The sequence below is a fragment of the Scytonema sp. PCC 10023 genome (assembly GCF_963920835.1).
Classification (GTDB): domain Bacteria; phylum Cyanobacteriota; class Cyanobacteriia; order Cyanobacteriales; family Nostocaceae; genus Kalymmatonema.
On the sequence record NZ_CAWUDP010000151.1, the window covers coordinates 1 to 17,329 of the forward strand.

At 40.6% G+C, this 17,329-nt stretch carries 16 protein-coding genes; 7 read left to right on the forward strand and 9 right to left on the reverse strand.

Features of this window, described 5'->3' with window-relative positions; translation table 11 throughout:
* Positions 1–132 precede the first annotated feature (132 nt).
* Positions 133–549 (reverse strand): transposase, encoded by a 417-nt coding sequence (locus tag ACM0OZ_RS44495; protein ID WP_414589328.1) that lies wholly within the window; start codon positions 547–549, stop codon positions 133–135.
* Between the two features lie 128 nt (positions 550–677).
* The gene (locus ACM0OZ_RS44500; RefSeq protein ID WP_414589310.1) at positions 678–920 is read right to left on the reverse strand and encodes a hypothetical protein; all 243 of its coding nucleotides are present in this window, start codon (positions 918–920) and stop codon (positions 678–680) included.
* Between the two features lie 232 nt (positions 921–1,152).
* On the opposite strand from ACM0OZ_RS44500, the gene ACM0OZ_RS44505 reads away from it, so the two are divergent.
* The gene (locus ACM0OZ_RS44505; protein ID WP_414589311.1) at positions 1,153–1,782 is read left to right on the forward strand and encodes a hypothetical protein; all 630 of its coding nucleotides are present in this window, start codon (positions 1,153–1,155) and stop codon (positions 1,780–1,782) included.
* Between the two features lie 43 nt (positions 1,783–1,825).
* On the opposite strand, the gene ACM0OZ_RS44510 is transcribed toward ACM0OZ_RS44505, so the two are convergent.
* From ACM0OZ_RS44510 to ACM0OZ_RS44535, 6 genes are all read right to left on the reverse strand, one after another.
* Entirely contained in the window at positions 1,826–2,173 is a 348-nt protein-coding gene (locus ACM0OZ_RS44510) for a hypothetical protein (RefSeq protein WP_414589312.1), read from the reverse strand.
* A 105-nt stretch (positions 2,174–2,278) separates the two neighbouring features.
* Complete coding sequence (locus tag ACM0OZ_RS44515) at positions 2,279–3,328, reverse strand: hypothetical protein (protein WP_414589313.1); 1,050 nt, start codon at positions 3,326–3,328, stop codon at positions 2,279–2,281.
* A gap of 106 nt (positions 3,329–3,434) precedes the next feature.
* Positions 3,435–3,803 (reverse strand): transposase, encoded by a 369-nt coding sequence (locus ACM0OZ_RS44520; RefSeq protein ID WP_414589314.1) that lies wholly within the window; start codon positions 3,801–3,803, stop codon positions 3,435–3,437.
* 170 nt (positions 3,804–3,973) lie between these two features.
* Positions 3,974–4,762, reverse strand: coding sequence for a DUF4058 family protein (locus ACM0OZ_RS44525; protein WP_414589315.1), 789 nt, complete (start codon positions 4,760–4,762; stop codon positions 3,974–3,976).
* Positions 4,763–4,786: 24 nt separating this feature from the next.
* The gene (locus tag ACM0OZ_RS44530; RefSeq protein WP_414589316.1) at positions 4,787–5,572 is read right to left on the reverse strand and encodes a DUF4058 family protein; all 786 of its coding nucleotides are present in this window, start codon (positions 5,570–5,572) and stop codon (positions 4,787–4,789) included.
* A 78-nt stretch (positions 5,573–5,650) separates the two neighbouring features.
* Positions 5,651–7,159: a UbiD family decarboxylase gene (locus tag ACM0OZ_RS44535; protein ID WP_414589318.1), complete on the reverse strand. Its 1,509-nt coding sequence runs from the start codon at positions 7,157–7,159 to the stop codon at positions 5,651–5,653.
* Positions 7,160–7,382: 223 nt separating this feature from the next.
* Between ACM0OZ_RS44535 and ACM0OZ_RS44540 the strand changes: the two genes are divergently transcribed.
* Positions 7,383–8,048, forward strand: a complete 666-nt coding sequence (locus ACM0OZ_RS44540; RefSeq protein WP_414589319.1) for a MotA/TolQ/ExbB proton channel family protein — start codon at positions 7,383–7,385, stop codon at positions 8,046–8,048.
* 256 nt (positions 8,049–8,304) lie between these two features.
* On the opposite strand, the gene ACM0OZ_RS44545 is transcribed toward ACM0OZ_RS44540, so the two are convergent.
* Positions 8,305–9,369, reverse strand: a complete 1,065-nt coding sequence (locus tag ACM0OZ_RS44545; protein WP_414589320.1) for a hypothetical protein — start codon at positions 9,367–9,369, stop codon at positions 8,305–8,307.
* Between the two features lie 512 nt (positions 9,370–9,881).
* On the opposite strand from ACM0OZ_RS44545, the gene pstS reads away from it, so the two are divergent.
* From pstS to ACM0OZ_RS44570, 5 genes are all read left to right on the forward strand, one after another.
* Positions 9,882–10,925: a phosphate ABC transporter substrate-binding protein PstS gene (pstS, locus tag ACM0OZ_RS44550; protein ID WP_414589321.1), complete on the forward strand. Its 1,044-nt coding sequence runs from the start codon at positions 9,882–9,884 to the stop codon at positions 10,923–10,925.
* A gap of 86 nt (positions 10,926–11,011) precedes the next feature.
* Positions 11,012–12,004: a phosphate ABC transporter permease subunit PstC gene (gene pstC, locus ACM0OZ_RS44555; RefSeq protein WP_414589322.1), complete on the forward strand. Its 993-nt coding sequence runs from the start codon at positions 11,012–11,014 to the stop codon at positions 12,002–12,004.
* A 238-nt stretch (positions 12,005–12,242) separates the two neighbouring features.
* On the forward strand, positions 12,243–13,121 hold the full coding sequence (gene pstA / locus ACM0OZ_RS44560; RefSeq protein ID WP_414589324.1) for a phosphate ABC transporter permease PstA: 879 nt from the start codon (positions 12,243–12,245) through the stop codon (positions 13,119–13,121).
* A gap of 49 nt (positions 13,122–13,170) precedes the next feature.
* Positions 13,171–13,950 carry a phosphate ABC transporter ATP-binding protein PstB gene (gene pstB / locus ACM0OZ_RS44565; RefSeq protein WP_414589326.1) on the forward strand — a complete coding sequence of 260 codons (780 nt, stop codon included), beginning with the start codon at positions 13,171–13,173 and terminating at the stop codon, positions 13,948–13,950.
* A 614-nt stretch (positions 13,951–14,564) separates the two neighbouring features.
* Positions 14,565–17,117: an esterase-like activity of phytase family protein gene (locus tag ACM0OZ_RS44570; protein ID WP_414589327.1), complete on the forward strand. Its 2,553-nt coding sequence runs from the start codon at positions 14,565–14,567 to the stop codon at positions 17,115–17,117.
* Positions 17,118–17,329 lie beyond the last annotated feature (212 nt).

Sequence of the window (17,329 nt, forward strand, 5' to 3'; positions counted from 1 at the left end):
CTAGACCCAGATTACCGTAATTTGTGGTTCAATTACCTGAAAATTGCTGTAAATCAACATCAATCAAATACCAATCCATCAAATGACTCAACAACAAATGACTCAACAAGACAACCCACCCAACTTTCCATCTCACTCTAATCCCCCCTCCTCGCTTGCGGGGAGCAGGGTGGTTTCATACAAAAAGAGAAAAAAGTTTTTCGAGTTGATTGGATAAAGCGCGTTGTGCTTGAGGGATAGTTCGGAAACCAAAAAATCTGGCGATGGCGCAGAGCGCCCACCTTCGGTGATCGTGATGAAAAAGGTGTGCAAGATTGCCCAATTTACAGGAGCATTTCCACCACGACGTGGTGGAAAATCTTCGGTGAATGTAACATCTTTGACCCAATGTAGCCGATTTTCAATTCCCCAGTGTCCTTGAGTATCAGCAAGCAACTGTTGAGCATTGAGGTATTGACTACAAATGTAAAACTGACACTCGTGAAATGGTTGGCGATCGCCCCCAAGGGGCGGGCGCTTTGCGCCATCGCGTTGACCTGAACGTTCTATGACAACAAAAGCTTTAAGTCCAGCCCATTTTTTTGAATTTGTTCAGGGACTGCAAAGACCTTACAGTCGCGTTGGACTATTCGAGAATGAGTATCTTCTACAATCGTGGCGCTGCTGAGGGGAATATCTTATTGGGATTGGATTTGAGCCAAACTAGCTACAGACCGATTGTAACGGTCAAACAGGCGGTAGTGGTAGACGTACATCCGTTGGGCAAAGTTGGTTTCTTCATGACTTTGGACTTCCAGATGGACTAATACCCACCTTTCTTCGCCATTGCTTCGCCAAACTTGAACTAATTTGTCTACAAACCCTTGAAAGTAGGTTTCAATAGCTTCTTTGCACGGGCTGTCATACTCATCATTAGGCATTTGTGATTGACATTAGTTTTATCGGTGCGAGTATGTTCTAATGATCTCAAAGTTTTGAGTGGTGACGAGGGCGTGATACTTTCTGATTTTAGCCTGATAACTTTGAGAAATAAAACTGATGTGTCCTAGTTAGCGGTATTGGCTTTCTAGATGTGAATCAATTACTATTGATTTTGAGTGAAATAAACTTCCTAATAAATAAACAGCTATCCTTTAAAAGATTCCCCTCACTATGAAAAACCAAAATTTTCCCTCATCTCCACAAGATTTTCTAAATATTGTCAATTATTTTGAAGCTATTTTTAGCTCCAATAACCATGAATATGAACGTCTAAAGATTGACTACCCTACACTTATCGAACAATATCCAGAACTTCTTCAAGAAGTTAGCAAACTTAAAAAAGAGGTTAGAAGTAAAATTGCAGAATTTATTACTTTAATTAAAGATAATACAGAGACTTTAAATAATATATCTAGTAAATATAAAGAAATTGACGCACAATTTGAAAGTCTTCCGAAAAATAAACAACCTTTCTCTGGAACTCCAGATATAGTTGAAGACTCAAAGAAATTCTCTGAATTAATAAAACAATGTCTTAAGATTGAAGGTAAATGCGTTCTCCTTGAAAAGCCCTCTTGTCATGCTAAACTCTTTTTAAGTAAATGGGGAATAAATCAAGCTTTTAGTAAAGACTCACCTAGATTTGATAATAATTTTTACATTACTAAAATATTGGAAAAGTTTAAAAAACTCTCTACTGAGAAATCTTCTATACAATCGTGTTATGAAATGGATTATTTTAAGTATTTGGCGGAAAGTCTAACTGCTTTGATTGAAAAACGGAAAACCAAAAGCAGTTAAAAGTTAAATTTTTATAACTCAATCACAAGTCATTACACTTTTCTCATGCCTGTTCCATACGTTTTCGCAAATCTTCTGGAGACTCGTTCACAGTTATGTCCACATTCTCATTGTTTTGCTTCAAAGCTTCGAGTGCATCTAATACTTTTTTAAACATTTCTTGCTCACGTTGAATCTCTTGCTTCAGCCGTTCCAGCTCTTCTTGTTCCTTTGTACTATTTGTTCTAGAGGATATGTTATCTACCTGAGCATATATATTTATCGTAATTTCTTGATATTTCTTTATTCCTTGCGGATCATTCATATATTTAAGTTTATATTTTCCAATACAGTCTTTCAAAAAAAATTGAAATTCTTCTAGAGATTCTTTAAAAGTGTTAGTAGCATCCATTCTTCATTAATCTCCTTGTCACTTTTTATTATATAATTAATCTTTATATAATAAAATAATTACTGTTTGACATGATAATTTATTACTGCTGGTAGAGAATGCAATTCATTGATTATTTAGAGAATGCAATTCATTGATTATTTTTTGAGTTTTATTTTTGTATTCTTCATCAGCAATTTTGTGTAATATTTCATATATATTTGCAGCGTCTATTAGGTGACTAATGTGATTTATTTTCTCTTTACTATTGCGGCTAACTTGTTTTACAATCTCACAATTTTTCTCGATATCAGACTGTATGAAATTAAATAGCTGCTTGGTGTGGAAATTTGTTACCGTATCTAACTCAACATTTTTTTTGAGTTCTGCTAATATCTGAATTGCTCTTAAACGTTCACAAATGGCAGATATGCATAAATATACTTCTTTTGTATTTATATAATCATATTCCAGTCTTTCTGCCGCTAACACTGCTGTTTGATAATCTAACAGCAATTGTTTGGTTTTTATTTTTCTCATACTTTCTTCATTAATATTTTGTAAACCATTCTCTAACTCTTTTGTGATGATAGACTTCAAATCTTGTATTTCTGCATTCTTAATAATATAATCCTTTAGTAAGTTACCTAAAGTAAAAAGTCCTAGAATCCATATCACACCTGAAACAAAATTTTGTTGTTGTTCACCTATTGTGTTGATTTGAGCCTCTAAAACTTTGTTTTTGGGTTCTAAGTCTTCCTTTAGTGCTTTTATGTCAGGTTGTAAAGTCATTAATTCTGCACGTAAATCATTAACTTCGGCAGTTCTCAAATCTATTTCTTTGGAATTCTCTTTAGTTGATGCTGTTCCTTGTGCTTTATCTTTTAATTCCTGCTTTTCCAAAATTAGTTGTTGCTGTTTATTGATTACCTCTATTTTGTTAGCTTGATTTTTATTCAATTTTTCTACTTTATCATTCAATTTATCCAATTTATTGTTCAAATCTTCCACTGTTGGATGCGGCTGAGTCTTGCTGGAGGCGCTAGAACTCTGTAGCCAAACTAGCCCTATCAACATAATTAGTGCAGATCCAATTGTTATAATTTGAACTCTTGATAGGCATTGATCTCTTAATACCCGTAATGCTCTTCCAAAAAATTTTTCACTATTTCTCATACTTGTCAGCCTTCTCCATAGCAAAATTTTTCCAAAAAATACTATAGTTAGCAAAGATGAACGAGCGTAATAATGCCTTTATTTTATTGCTACTCACTTCTAGTGTTTATTGAATTTCTGCAAACCTCTTTATTAGCTGCGGTTCATCAGCGATTGCCTCACGAATACGCGCAATCATGTAAGCTGCTGTATTCTTATTAACCCCAATCTCTTTTGCAAGCTGACGCACACTGACACCTCCTGGTGAATTCAGCACAAGTCGAATCGCTAAAAACCACTTCTGTAATTCTACATGAGTCTTGTGAAAAAGAGTACCAACTGTAACACTATATGAAGTAAAACATTCGTTACAATGATATCTGCGTTCACTCTTGTATGCTGTTGCTTTAGTTGAACCACAATACGGACACTTTGGCTTTCCACCCCAGCGAATTTGCTCAAGCAGAGTAATGCATTCGTCGTTATTTAGTGTCATCGTTATGCTCTGAACTCTGAGCATAACGATGTCAAAAATTACTCTTAGGTACTAAAAGAGTATTAATAAATCAACAAAAAACAACAAGAAAATTCATCTTACAGATGTGTTATATTTTATTTAAAAAGGGAAAATTTGAGTGGAATAATTTGAGTGGAATATTATTTACGTTATCTTAACCCTTTCTCTTGCAACAGTGCATCAGCCCAAGCTGCATCTTTTTCTGACAACGCGGGTACTGGTTCTTGACTGTAATCTACAACTAAATCATATCCAGACACGTCATATACTTCATTTAACAAAGCCTGTAAATTAAGAACGGGTTCGGTATCTCCTGAACGCAAAGGTAAGGAAAAAGTCGGAATTACATCTTGCAAATTAAAAGCATATAAATCAGCATAAGGACGCTTATCGCCTCGACAAACCAAAATTCGATAGTGACTTTCAATATTCTTGTCAAAAAAGGGCATTGGTTCACCCTTACGTAGTAAATCAATCTCAACTAAATTAGTTCGACTTCCTAGTACCTGATAACGCTTTTCTTCATACATCTGCCGTCCTTTTTCCGCACGGTTATTAGTAGGCGAAACAATTTCAATAGTAGTAATCAATGCCTCTGTTTCTACTTCCCTTACTTCTAAATAACCTTCTTTGATAGTCACAGGCATAGGAACTGTTACCCTAACTGGTTCTGTCGCTGCTGGTGCAGCAACTGCCACATTATTTATTGTTGAATCTGTTGCAGTCTGCCTACTTTTTACTGTCACATCAGGAATACCAACAAGCAGAGAATTTTCATCTGTTGTTTCATACATTCGCACTTCTACCGCAACACGATATTTAGGACGTAGTTGGGGAGACAACAACCTGGCGATTTCAATAATTAACCAGTGATGAAATCCTGGAAATAATTCAGGATGTTCTAAATATGGATTCATTCCAGGAAATGGAGATGGCATCGTTGTGACTCCTCATTCTCATTTTCAACGAAGTCCTTGCTGCCGTAACCAAGTATCATTCCATGCGCCATCCTCTTCTGATAGTGTTGGCACTGGTTCACGGCTGTAATCGATGACTAAATCATAACTAGCCCGATTATATATTTCACTTATTAATGTTTGTAAATCTACCACTGGTTCAATATCTTCTGAACGCAAAGGCAACGGAAAAGAAGGAATCACATTTTGTAAATTAAAAGCATATAAATCAGCTTTGGGACGGTGTTCACCACGACTGACCAAAATCCGATAATCACTTTGAATATCATTGTGCAAAATCAGCATTGGTTTGCCGTCTCGCAGTAAGTCGATTTCAACTAAATTGGTGAAACTTCCTAGCACTCGCTGACGCTTTCTTTCATATGCCCTGCGTCCTTCTCCTACACGCTTATTCTTAGGAGAGAGAACCTCAATGACTGTCACCACTTCCCGCGTCGTCACTTCTCGCACTTCCAGATAACTTTCCCTAACAGTTTTAGGCGTGGGAATTGTTACCGTCACAGCTTCGATTGGGAGTGAGGTGACAGCAACATTCGCTGTTTCCGGTTTAGTTGTCTTTTGTTGACGTTGCACCGCTACATCAGGAATACCCACCAATATAGAATCTTCTCCAGTAGTCTGATAAACTCGTTGTTCAATAGTGGCTCGATATTTTGGACGCAGTTGAGGATTCAGGGCATCAAAGATAGCCACTATCAACAAATTATGTACTTCTGACCATAATGCAGGGTTTTCTAAATAAGGATTCATTCCAGGAAACGGCGAAGGCATAAAAACACCTCAACAGCAAATTTGAGAATCTTGCCTTATCCCCCTCCTCGCTTGCGGGGAGGGGTTAGGGGTGGGGTTCTACCTCACATCGTAGCCAAACAAATTCACATCCACCTCTCCCAACTGCAAATCCCCCAAACCATACTCCGCCCAACGCCTCTCAACCATCGCCGCCACCTGTGGATCTGACTCCAAAGGCGCACCCCACTCATGTTCGGTTTCCGGCGGAATCTTCGTTGTTGCATCAATTCCCATCCTTCCACCCAAACCAATCTTCTCGCTAGCAAAATCCAAACTGTCGAAAGGCGTATTCGGCAAAATAAACACATCCCGTGTCGGATCAACTTTCGAACTAATCGCCCACACCACTTGACGTGGATCTCTAATATTGATGTCTTTATCCACCACAATCACAAACTTGGTGTAAGTGAACTGTGGCAAAGCACTCCAAAAAGCAAGAGCGGCTCGTCGCGCTTGTCCAGGATATGCTTTATCTATAGATATAATCGCCGCTTTGTACGATAGCGCTTCCATCGGCAAGAAAAAGTCTACAATTTCCGAAACTTGTTGCCGCAAAATTGGGGTGTAGATGCGATTGAGGGCGATCGCCATCATTGCTTCTTCTTTCGGTGGACGCCCGCTAAATGTGGTTAAATAAATCGGGTCTTTGCGATGCGTCATACAATGAAAGCGAATTAAGGGCGAATCTTCCACGCCGCCATAGTAACCCATGTGGTCGCCAAACGGACCATCTGGTAATACTTCTCCTGGTGTAATTGTTCCTTCCAGGACGAATTCTGAATCTGCTGGAACTTCTAAATCTACCGTTTTACACTTTGCCAGCTGCACGCCAGAACCGCCGTAAAGCCCAGCGAACAGCCATTCTGACAAGTCTACAGGTATTGGTGTCGCAGCCGCCATGATAATCAGAGGATCTACACCGAGGGCGATCGCCACTTCTAATTTTTTCCCACGTTCTGCTGCCTTGCGTAAATGCCTTGCGCCACCCCGCACCGATAACCAGTGAACGGTCATCGTATTCTGAGATTGCAGTTGCAAGCGATACACGCCCACATTTGGCGTTCCCGTTTCACAATCTTTCGTAATCACTAGTCCCAGCGTGACAATCTTGCCTGCATCACCCACATAAGGACGTATCAAAGGTAACTTGTTCAAATCTAACTCATTACCTTGAAGAACCACCTGCTGACAAGCGGGGAAAAAGTCGCGTCCTGGTTTTGCCTTCAGGACATCAAACAGCACCTTACCAAACTCCACCGCCTGAGAAATCTTCTTAGGTGGTTTTGGTTGTTGCAGCATTGCCAACTTTTTGCCCAATTCCTCTAACTCCTGCGGATGCTGCATATTCATCGCCCAGCATATCCGTTCCACTGTTCCCAGCAAGTTCACCGCCACCGGGAAGGATGCACCTTTGACGTTTTCAAATAGGAGTCCAGGACCACCTTTTTGCAGCATCCGGTTGGCAATCTCAGCAATTTCTAAATCTGGGTCAACTGGCGCTGCAATCCGCCGTAATTGTCCCTTTTCTTCCAGAATTTTGATGAATCCTCGCAAATCTCTTGCCATTGTTCCAATAAATTAATATTTAAGAAGTGTGAAGCGCTTTCTTATATTATTAGTCATGAGTCATGAGTCACTCGTTATGATACGTTTTTTCTCTAGTCCCCTACTCACTTTAACTGCCATTTAATTAGGAAATTCATTTTCTTTAACTAATAATAAAAATAATTCTGGTATTCTCACCACAATATGCATTTATTTTTACCAGTAAGGGCTTACCTGATTCAATATGACTAGAATATATGATACTTTCCTAGCAGGTGGTCTTGCCATGTGGCCCCTGTTGGCTTTATCCGTAGTAACTTTAGCATGCATCTTGGAACGCAGTTGGTTCTGGTTGATGCTAGTGATTCGAGAAAAACAGGTAGTGCGTGAAATTTTTGCAGCGGCAAAGGTAGACTTAGAGAAAGCCGAAAAAATTGCAGAAAGTAGCCAAAGTTTAGCCATTAGTCGCTTTTTAGTCGAACCTCTGAGGCTGAAAAATCCCACTCCCGAAACGTTTCATTTGGCAATCAAAGCCGCTTGTGATAAAGAATGCATGGCAATGCGTAAAGGTGATATGCTACTGGAAAGTGTGGTGGCGATCGCCCCTTTACTGGGTATCCTAGGTACGGCAAATGGTCTGTTCACTGTTTTCACTCATCTCAAAACTAACTCTGTGGGCATTACTGATTTCTCTACAGTAACCTCTGGTATCGTTGAGGCATTGATTAGTTCTCTAACTGGAATAGCTGTAGCAATTTTTGCCTTTGTATTCTTCAGAATTTTTTTATGTTTGCAATCACAGCAAATGAGCTTTTTTTCTCAAGTTGGCAACGAATTAGAACTCATTTACTTGCAATGTTGGCATCAACCTTCTACGCAACCAAGCACCCAGACTAATAATGACCAGTGAACAGTGAACAGTTATTAGTGATGAGTGAACAAAAGATTACTACTTCCTTCCCGCCCGTTCGCCGCTCTTGCGTTCCCGCACGGTAAAATACCTAATATCACTAGTTCTAAATATCCATTAATCATACTTTTTCAAGAAATCTAAAAGCCCTCTTGCGGAATGTGAGTTCCATCTGTGTCCATCTGTGTCCATCTGTGGTTAATTATTCTTTTTTTTGCAATGAATGCAAGAAATCTAATAACTAACAATTCACAACTCACAACTGATAACTGACTGAAACAGGAGCAGTTCTCCAAGTAACAATAATTGCTCCTGTTCCATCTATGGTAGGCGCAAAAGAAATGTATTCGCTGAAAGTATTCTTTTTCACTTTATAAAGTGGTCCTCCGCCGTAAGTATTTATTTGAGATACTTGAAAACCTTGCGCCTCCAGTTTAGTCTTGACAAGCAAGGCTAATTCATCAGGAGTTTTGTCTATAGCGGTACCAAAGATATTCTCTACTCCAGGCTTTGAAAGAGAAAATTTATCTGGTTCTGCAAAATTTAAATCTGCTGTCAAGATAATTTCTCTTCCAAGGCTCAAGAAGGTAGTATCAAATGCTTCTTTGTCGGAAATCTGGGGTAGCATCTCGGATGTTTGCAGATCAGGTTTGTCTATATATCCTGGTAACGAATCAACGTAAACTTTTTGAGTACTTGTGTTTGTAGAAAAGTCAGAAACAACACCAGAAGCAGTAGAATCTTTAGAAGCGCGAGCAAGAGATTTCTTCTTTTGTTTTAAATAAGGTTTTCGCTTAGTTGTGGAAGTAGGCAATTGTTTCTTATTCTTAGTTGTCTGCTCCTGAGAATTAGCTATGACAGGCGAGGGTACGGAAGACGGGGAGAGTAAAGGAAGCGATGCAATGAGTTCTTCTCTATTCTCGGTGTCCTCTTCCATGTATCCCTCTGGAAGCGCATTCTCTTGACTGTGTTCCCATGTTTCCATAAATTCGGGGGTAGCAAGCGGTGGTGATACTTCCTCAATCACAGGATCAGGTTCTGTTACCACAGAAGTCTCGACAGGTGGTTTAGGAGTTACAAGCGTTTTATCTGCGCTGAAAAGTTGAGTACCTCTTGTTACTGGAAACACATTTAAGTCTTTTTCATTTTTTGCGGTTTCTTCATTTTTTGCTGTTGTGGACAGTTGTGTCTTTTCAGGAAACAATGAAGATATTGGTATTGCAAGTAATATGCCATGTAAGATTAATGAAAGTAGCAGCATATATGGGGATATTTGCTGCAAGCCTATAAGTAAAGTTTTAGGAGAAAATGATTGGAGCATAAGGGTTTTGCGCTCTTTGAATTGCTCAATTAGCCTTCAAACTCATTCAAACAAAATTTAAAATATAGCAATCCTAAATGATTTATGAAAAATCTTAAGTATTGTAGGGTGGCAGTGCTTACCGTATTTTCCCGACTACATCCGGGTTTTGCTAAACACTGCCCACCTTACGTGTCGTTCAAAAACCAAATAGGAGTCCTATAGCATCAATTCATTATTTTTAAAGTATAAATTTATATCTTCATTTATGCAATATAAAATTATTTACTGTTAAGAGATTTTATAATTTTCTTAGAAATTAAATATAATACCTAGGTAAAAAAATAGCTTTTACTTTTTAATATTGAGTCTACAAAATAAATATTTGAAATCTAATTTTCCAAAATATTGAGAATATTTAAAATATATTTAAATATTAATTTATCATCCCTTAATCTTTTATTAACTAGCGTCATAGTAGGGTATTTGCGTATTGTCGCTCAACAAAAATTTTTTCCTTAATACCGAGGCATATGAAATTTTCAACTACCGTTTTGAATCGTGTAGTTAGTGCTTCAGCGCTCACGGCTGTTGTTGCTTTTGGACCAATTTTTACAGCAAATTCCCAACAAGCACAAACTATCAATGGTGCAGGAGCAACCTTTCCGGCTCCGCTCTACGAACGTTATGCTCGTGAAGTAAAAAAGAAGTATCCAAACCTAGGAGTTAACTATCAAGCTGTTGGTAGCGGTGCAGGTATCCGTCAAGTCATTAGCGGAACTGTTGACTTTGGTGCTAGTGATGCTGCAATGAAAGATGACGAAATCGCCAAAGTCAAGAATGGTGTCATCCTAGTACCGACCGCAGGTGGTGCTGTTTCTGTTGTTTATAATATTCCTGGTGTAAAAGAACTGAAATTGTCTCGCAAGACACTCCCAGGTATTTTCTCTGGTCAAATTACTAACTGGAACGACGCTCAAATTAAAGCTGATAATCCTGGTGTCAATCTACCAAATCAGCCGATTAAGGTTGTTGTTCGCGCTGATAGTAGCGGTACAAGTTTTATTTTCTCCAACCACTTAACTACTATTAGTCCTTATTTCAAAGGCAGAATTGGTGCCAGCACCACTCCAAACTGGACTATTCCAAATGCGCTTAAAGGCAAAGGAAACCCAGGCGTTGCTAATTTAGTAAATCGCACTCCTGGTGCTATTGGTTATGTTGAATATCAATATGCCCAGACGAACAAATTAAGCTCAGCACAGGTGCAGAACAAACAAGGACAATTTGTAGCTCCTTCTTTACAATCTGCCAATGAAGCATTGTCAAATGTAAGCTTCCCAGAAAACTACCGGGTTTTTGTTGGCGATCCAACACAAGGTTATCCTATTGTTGGTCTAACCTGGCTGTTGGTCTACAAAAATTATCCTAATGCTGCCAAAGGAACTGCTGTGAAGAACTTTGTGAATTGGGTGTTAACTGATGGTCAACAGATTAATGACGACCTCAACTACACTCGCATTCCAGCTCCTGTAGCTCAAAAGGTAATACAAACAGTTAACAGCGCTATCAAATAATCTGTCATCTGACACTTTTTGCTCTACCAGGGTGGCTAAGCAGTCCACCCTAATGTCATGAAAATAGTTTAATTTACTGATGAGTAATGGCTAATTCCTCTGAACCAGCTAATAGTAATCAACCTAATTTGATTAATGAGAGTATAGACATAACAGCGACCAGTGGGAAAAATTTTTGGATAGACCAAGGATTTACATGGCTAGTTTACGTATTTGCTGGCGTGACAGTTGCTGTCCTGTTCTGGATGAGTTTGGTCATTTTCCAACAAGCTTTACCAGCTATTCAAAAGTTTGGACTGGGGTTCTTATGGGGTCAAGAATGGAATACAAGTAATCTAGTTTTTGGTGCTTTGCCTTACATTTACGGAACTCTGGTTAGCAGCGCGATCGCCATGTTGTTTGCTGTACCAGTAGGGATAGCGATCGCTTTAATTACGAGTGAAAATTTTATCCCTCCTTCAGCACGAACGACCATAGCTTTTGTTGTAGAGCTGATCGCCGCTATTCCTAGCGTCATTATTGGTTTGTGGGGTGTTTATATCTTTATTCCGGCGCTGATCCCCCTACAAACTTGGCTATCTACCACCTTTTCTTGGATACCTCTGTTTAGTACACCAGGTCCTGCTGGATTCAATCTGTTGACTGCTGGCATAATTCTTGCGATTATGATTCTGCCTACGATGGCAGCAATTAGTCGTGAAGTCTTGTTAGTCGTTCCTAAGGAGTTGCGAAGCGGATCAATGGCTTTGGGTTCTACCCGTTGGGAAACCATTTTTCGGGTCATACTACCTGCTGCATTTTCTGGAATTGTCGGTGCAGCCATGCTTGCCTTGGGAAGGGCTTTGGGAGAAACAATGGCTGTGACTATGGTGATTGGTAACTCGGCTCAGATTAGTGCTTCACTACTCGATCCAGGTTACACAATTCCCTCTGTACTAGCCAATGAATTTGCTGAAGCTCAAGATCCGTTGCACCTTGGTGCTCTGACATATTTGGGTTTGATTTTGTTTGTTGTGACTTTAGTTGTCAATATTTGTGCTTTGGTGATTGTACAGTTTGTTGGTCGCAAGAGTAGATAAGAAGCTATTTCAATCCCTAATAGGGATTCATACAGTTGAACTCCTACCACCGTATGTAAAATACCACATCCACCGCTCGGATGTGTATTCGACTCAAATGAAAACCGCCATCACTGTAAACACGGTAAGGACACATACTTGTAGCGCAAACAATTGACAACAATGTCCTCTTAGGTATATTTCCAAAGAGAGACGCCAAAGTTCCCAAATCATTTGAATATGTAAAGGCGTAAGGGATATGACTAGTAATCGAGAGTCTGAAATAGATAAATCTGTGGCAGCAGAAATATATAGTCCTCTACCACCTGTCAGGCTGATATTTAACAATGGAATGACTGTGATAGCATTCTTGCTCTCAGCTTTAGCCCTGATTCCTTTGCTGTCATTACTATGGGAAATCATCGGACGAGGTATAACAAGCCTCAAGCCGTCAATGTTTGTAACATCAGTGCTCTACGATGGATTTGGGAATGCAATTCTTGGTACCTTAGAAATGGTAGCAATTGCTGTGCTATTGAGTGTTCCCACTGGAGTCATGACAGGCATATTTCTATCAGAAATTGGTAGAGGAAATCCAATTGGTCGTGCTGTTCGCTTTGTCGCGTCTATCCTCACTGGAGTTCCTTCGATTGTAGTAGGTATTTTTGCATATGCTGTTATTGTATTAATCACTAAGCAATTTAGTGCGATCGCAGGTGGTTTTGCATTAGCGGTTCTCATGCTTCCTGTTGTTGTACTGACAACAGAAGAAGCCTTAAAACTTGTTCCCACCTCTGTACGTCTTGGATCTGCCGCCTTGGGAGGGACTCGCTTCCAGACGATTTTTCGCGTCGTTGTTACCGCAGCACTTCCTGCAATTACCACAGGAGTTTTGTTAGCCGTAGCGCGTGCTGCTGGTGAAACAGCACCATTGATTTTTACTGCTTTGTTTAGTCTAGATTGGTCAAGCGACTTAATCAGTCCAACAGCTTCGCTATCAGTATTAGTTTTTAACTTATACAACGACCCCTCACCAGAAAAAACAGCATTAGTCTGGACAGCTTCTCTCGTCTTAGTTGGGATCATTATGTTAATCAGTATTCTTTCTCGTGTCTTCACTAGAAAGAGAAACGTATAATCACAACATCAGCAACGGTGTGAGTTTTTGTTGTAGTACCTAGCACAGTATGAGTAAGTTAAAGCCAGCCATCCAAGTCAGGAATCTCCGCTTCTACTATGGCACTTCCAAAGCGTTGGAAGGCGTGTCAATGGACATCTACGAAAACCAAGTTACCGCAATTATTGGTCCTAGTGGTTGTGGAAAATCAACTTTCATTAAATGCCTTAATCGTATTAGCGAATTAGAAGGATCAGTAAAAGTAGATGGCAGCGTAGAATTTTATGGTCAGAATATTTACAACTCTCGTGTGAACTTAAATCGGTTACGCCGCCAGATAGGTATGGTGTTCCAAAAGCCGAATCTTTTTCCCATGAGTATTTACGATAATATTGTCTACGGTATAAAAATAGCTGGATGGCGTCCGAGAGCAGAGTTAGATGCAATTGTCGAATCGGCTCTCAAAGGTGCTGCTATCTGGGATGAAGTAAAAGATAAACTACAGAAATCAGCTTTGGGGCTTTCTGGGGGTCAACAACAAAGGCTGTGCATTGCCCGTGCTTTGGCAGTTAAACCAAAAGTTTTATTAATGGATGAGCCTTGTTCGGCTCTTGACCCCATTGCAACAATGAAAATTGAGGAACTCATCTACAGTTTACGCAACGAACTAACAATTGCAATTGTTACTCATAATATGCAGCAAGCAGCTCGCGTTTCTGATTTCACCGCTTTCTTCAGCACCGACGAAAGTCGAATCGGTCAAATGGTGGAATTTGGAGAAACCACTCAAATTTTCAGCAACGCCCTCGATCCTCGTACCCGCGACTATACTTCCGGGCGTTTCGGATAAGAAGTTTAACCACCTAAAAAATTGGTTAATTTCTCTTAAAGAGGCTAGAAAAAGAGGTGCCCTAACTTAATTAAGTAGATCACAGAATTTATGATGAAGTATACCTTCAATAAAAGTTAACAAGCTTATCATCCAAGTCTCATTTCTGTTCCAGCTTGATAAGCTAGATCCTTACTCTCAAATATGTGTGATATTGATAGTCTTACAACTTCAAGTCATGTTTAAAGGTTAAAAGGAAGTACCAAAAAATAAATTATCCATTATGTAGGGTGGGTTAGGCGACGACAGTTGAGATTTTACATGCAGGACTTGCATCGCGCCGTAACCCACCGTTGTTTCTGTCAGTACAAATTGGAGATTTTTTTAATTGGAAGTTCCTTAGTGAATTATTTAGTCACTTAAATAGTCATACTAGCTCTAATTGGGATCATCATAACTTGAGGAACAATAATATTTTTAATCAAACCATTTCTTATTCTTAACCTACGTATGAGAGGTTCGATGGAGATGTACAGAAGCTAAATATTACAGGTTCAGTACATTCTAATATTGACAGGTGTTAGGAGCTTCGTTTCCACCAGCGTCTATCAGAAAAAAGAGATTCAATCTCAATTTTGTGCTGCAAACAAACGCTCAATTCAAGGCAGATAGTACAGCGACCGCTTAACAAATTAGGTTGCGACAAATTAAGGGAAAAAAGTATGGCGAACGTAACACTCAAGGGATTTGCTTCACTACCAGCAGATACATTTGCTGAGGGTTCTCCCTCTGGAAACTTTATCACAGGTAATACTAATGGACGAACCATTCCGTTTCCAGGACAACCTGTTCAAGGCTTTAGTGGCGTACAGTTTGCCGACCAAAAGACCTTCTGGTTCCTTTCTGACAATGGTTTTGGGGCAAAGAACAACAGCGCTGATTTCCTGCTACGAATCAACCGCGTAGATCCCAGTTTCCGAGGTATAGAAGGGGGTGACGGTAGTGTTAAGGTACTCAAAAACATCCAGTTATCTGACCCCAATAACCAAGTCCCATTTAAAATCGTCAACGAAAGTACCAAAGACCGTCTGCTAACAGGTGCAGATTTTGACACAGAATCCTTTGTCTTAGCTGGCGATGGGACTATTTGGATTGGGGATGAATTTGGTCCTTACCTGTTGCACGTTGATGGAACAGGTAAATTGTTAGAAGCTCCAATTGCCACCCCCAACTACTACAACCTGAACACCTTAAATGGTCAACCCCCTATTGTGATTGGTCACCGGGGAGCCAGTGGTGAGCGTCCAGAGCATACCCTAGAATCATACAAATTGGCAATTGAGCAGGGCGCTGACTTTATTGAGCCAGATCTAGTTTCCACAAAGGATGGAGTGTTAATCGCTCGCCATGAAGTCAATATCACTGATACCACCGATGTAGCAACTCGCCCAGAGTTTGCCGATCGCTATACTACCAAGGTAATTGACGGTGTTACCGAAAGAGGGTGGTTTGCTGACGACTTCACTTTAGAAGAAATTAAGACCTTGCGGGCGAAGGAACGTCTTTCCTTCCGAGATCAATCCTATAACGGTCTGTTTGAAGTTCCCACCCTTGAGGAAGTGATCAACCTGGTTAAGCAGGTAGAAGCCGAAACAGGTCGCAAAATTGGTATCTATCCGGAAACCAAGCACCCGACTTACCACGATTCTGTCGGCTTGTCCTTGGAAGAACCACTGGTTGAAACTCTGGAGAAAACTGGGTTTACTGACCCCAATCGAGTGTTTATCCAATCATTTGAAGTGGGAAACCTCAAAGAACTCAACCAAAAGATAGATGTGCCGTTGGTGCAATTGTTGGATGCAACTGATGTTGCCCTCAACGGTACGCTGATTGAGAGGCAGCCCTATGATTTCGTGGTGAGCGGTGATCCCCGCACTTATGGCGACCTACGGACACCCGAAGGTTTGCAGGAAATTGCGACTTATGCTGATGGCATTGGTCCCTGGAAGCGAATGATTGTCTCGGTTCAAGGAGTCGATGCCGATGGCGATGGGAGAGCAGATGATGTCAATGGAGATGGAGTCGTCAACGACGCTGACAAAACCACCCTACCTCCCACAACTCTAGTGCAAGATGCTCACGCAGCAGGTTTGCTGGTACATCCCTACACCTTCCGCAATGAAAACCAATACCTAGCAGCAGACTACAACGGCAACCCAGAACTGGAGTACAGGCAGTTTATCCAGTTGGGTGTGGATGGCTACTTCACCGATTTCCCTCGCACAGGCGACAAAGTCCGCGACCAAATTACTGGCGAATTTGTGCGATCGCCCGATAACCCCGATGTTCTGGCTGGTCTTGCACCTTCTAATCTCGGCGGTTCCAAGGGCTTTGAGGGCTTAGCAATTAGTCCCGACAAAACCAAATTGTATCCTTTACTAGAAGGATCAGTTCTCGGTGATCCCAACAATGCCCTGCGAATTTATGAGTTTGATGTTGCAAGCAAACAGTATGAAGGTCTAGTTGGGTACTACCGTCTAGAAGACACCAGCCACGCGATCGGCGACTTTACCGTTGTTAACGAGAATGAATATTTGGTGATTGAGCGCGATAATGGACAGGCAGATACTGCCAAATTCAAGAAAATATATAAGGTTGACTTGTCCCAAAAAGATGCCAATGGATATGTGGCAAAAGAAGAAGTGGCGGATCTACTTAATATTCAAGACCCAAATGACTTGAATCAAGATGGCAGCACAAACTTCACCTTCCCCTTCCAAACCATCGAAAATGTGCTCGTGATTGACGAAAAGACCATCTTGGTTGCCAACGACAACAACTATCCATTCTCTGTAGGTCGTCCTCCTGCGATCGATAATGACGAAATCATCCTGTTGGGGTTAGAAAAATCTCTCAACGTTGATCCGCGTGTCGGTCTTGCCGGACTTAACTTTGCCACTAAAGGCGGTGGTACACAAAACGAGCCAACCCTCTCTGGTGTCGTTGACATTCAGGTTCAAGACCCTTTCACTGCAACTGAGGCTTGGGATCTCCTGGTTTCCCTTGGCTTGACCTCGATTGACCAAGTCAGTCGCGATAGTGGTCTTTCTGCCAGCATTCCACTCACAGCTAGCAATGTTACTCTGACGCAGGAGTGGGCACAGCCAAGCACGTTGACTACTGTCTAGTGACAGTCATAACTGGGAAATATCTTACATTCTTTTAGTTCAGTTCGCCTTCACCCCCCCCCAATGCAGCAAATGCAGGGGGAATTTTTTATAGTCAGCCAAGTAGTGAAGTCAACAAGGCTTTGGCAGGCGGAACCTTAGAAAAGAAAACAGGGGTAGCAAAAAGCTGAGTTCAAAATTTTGAGCTATGATAGGACAGTTGCCGCAAAGCG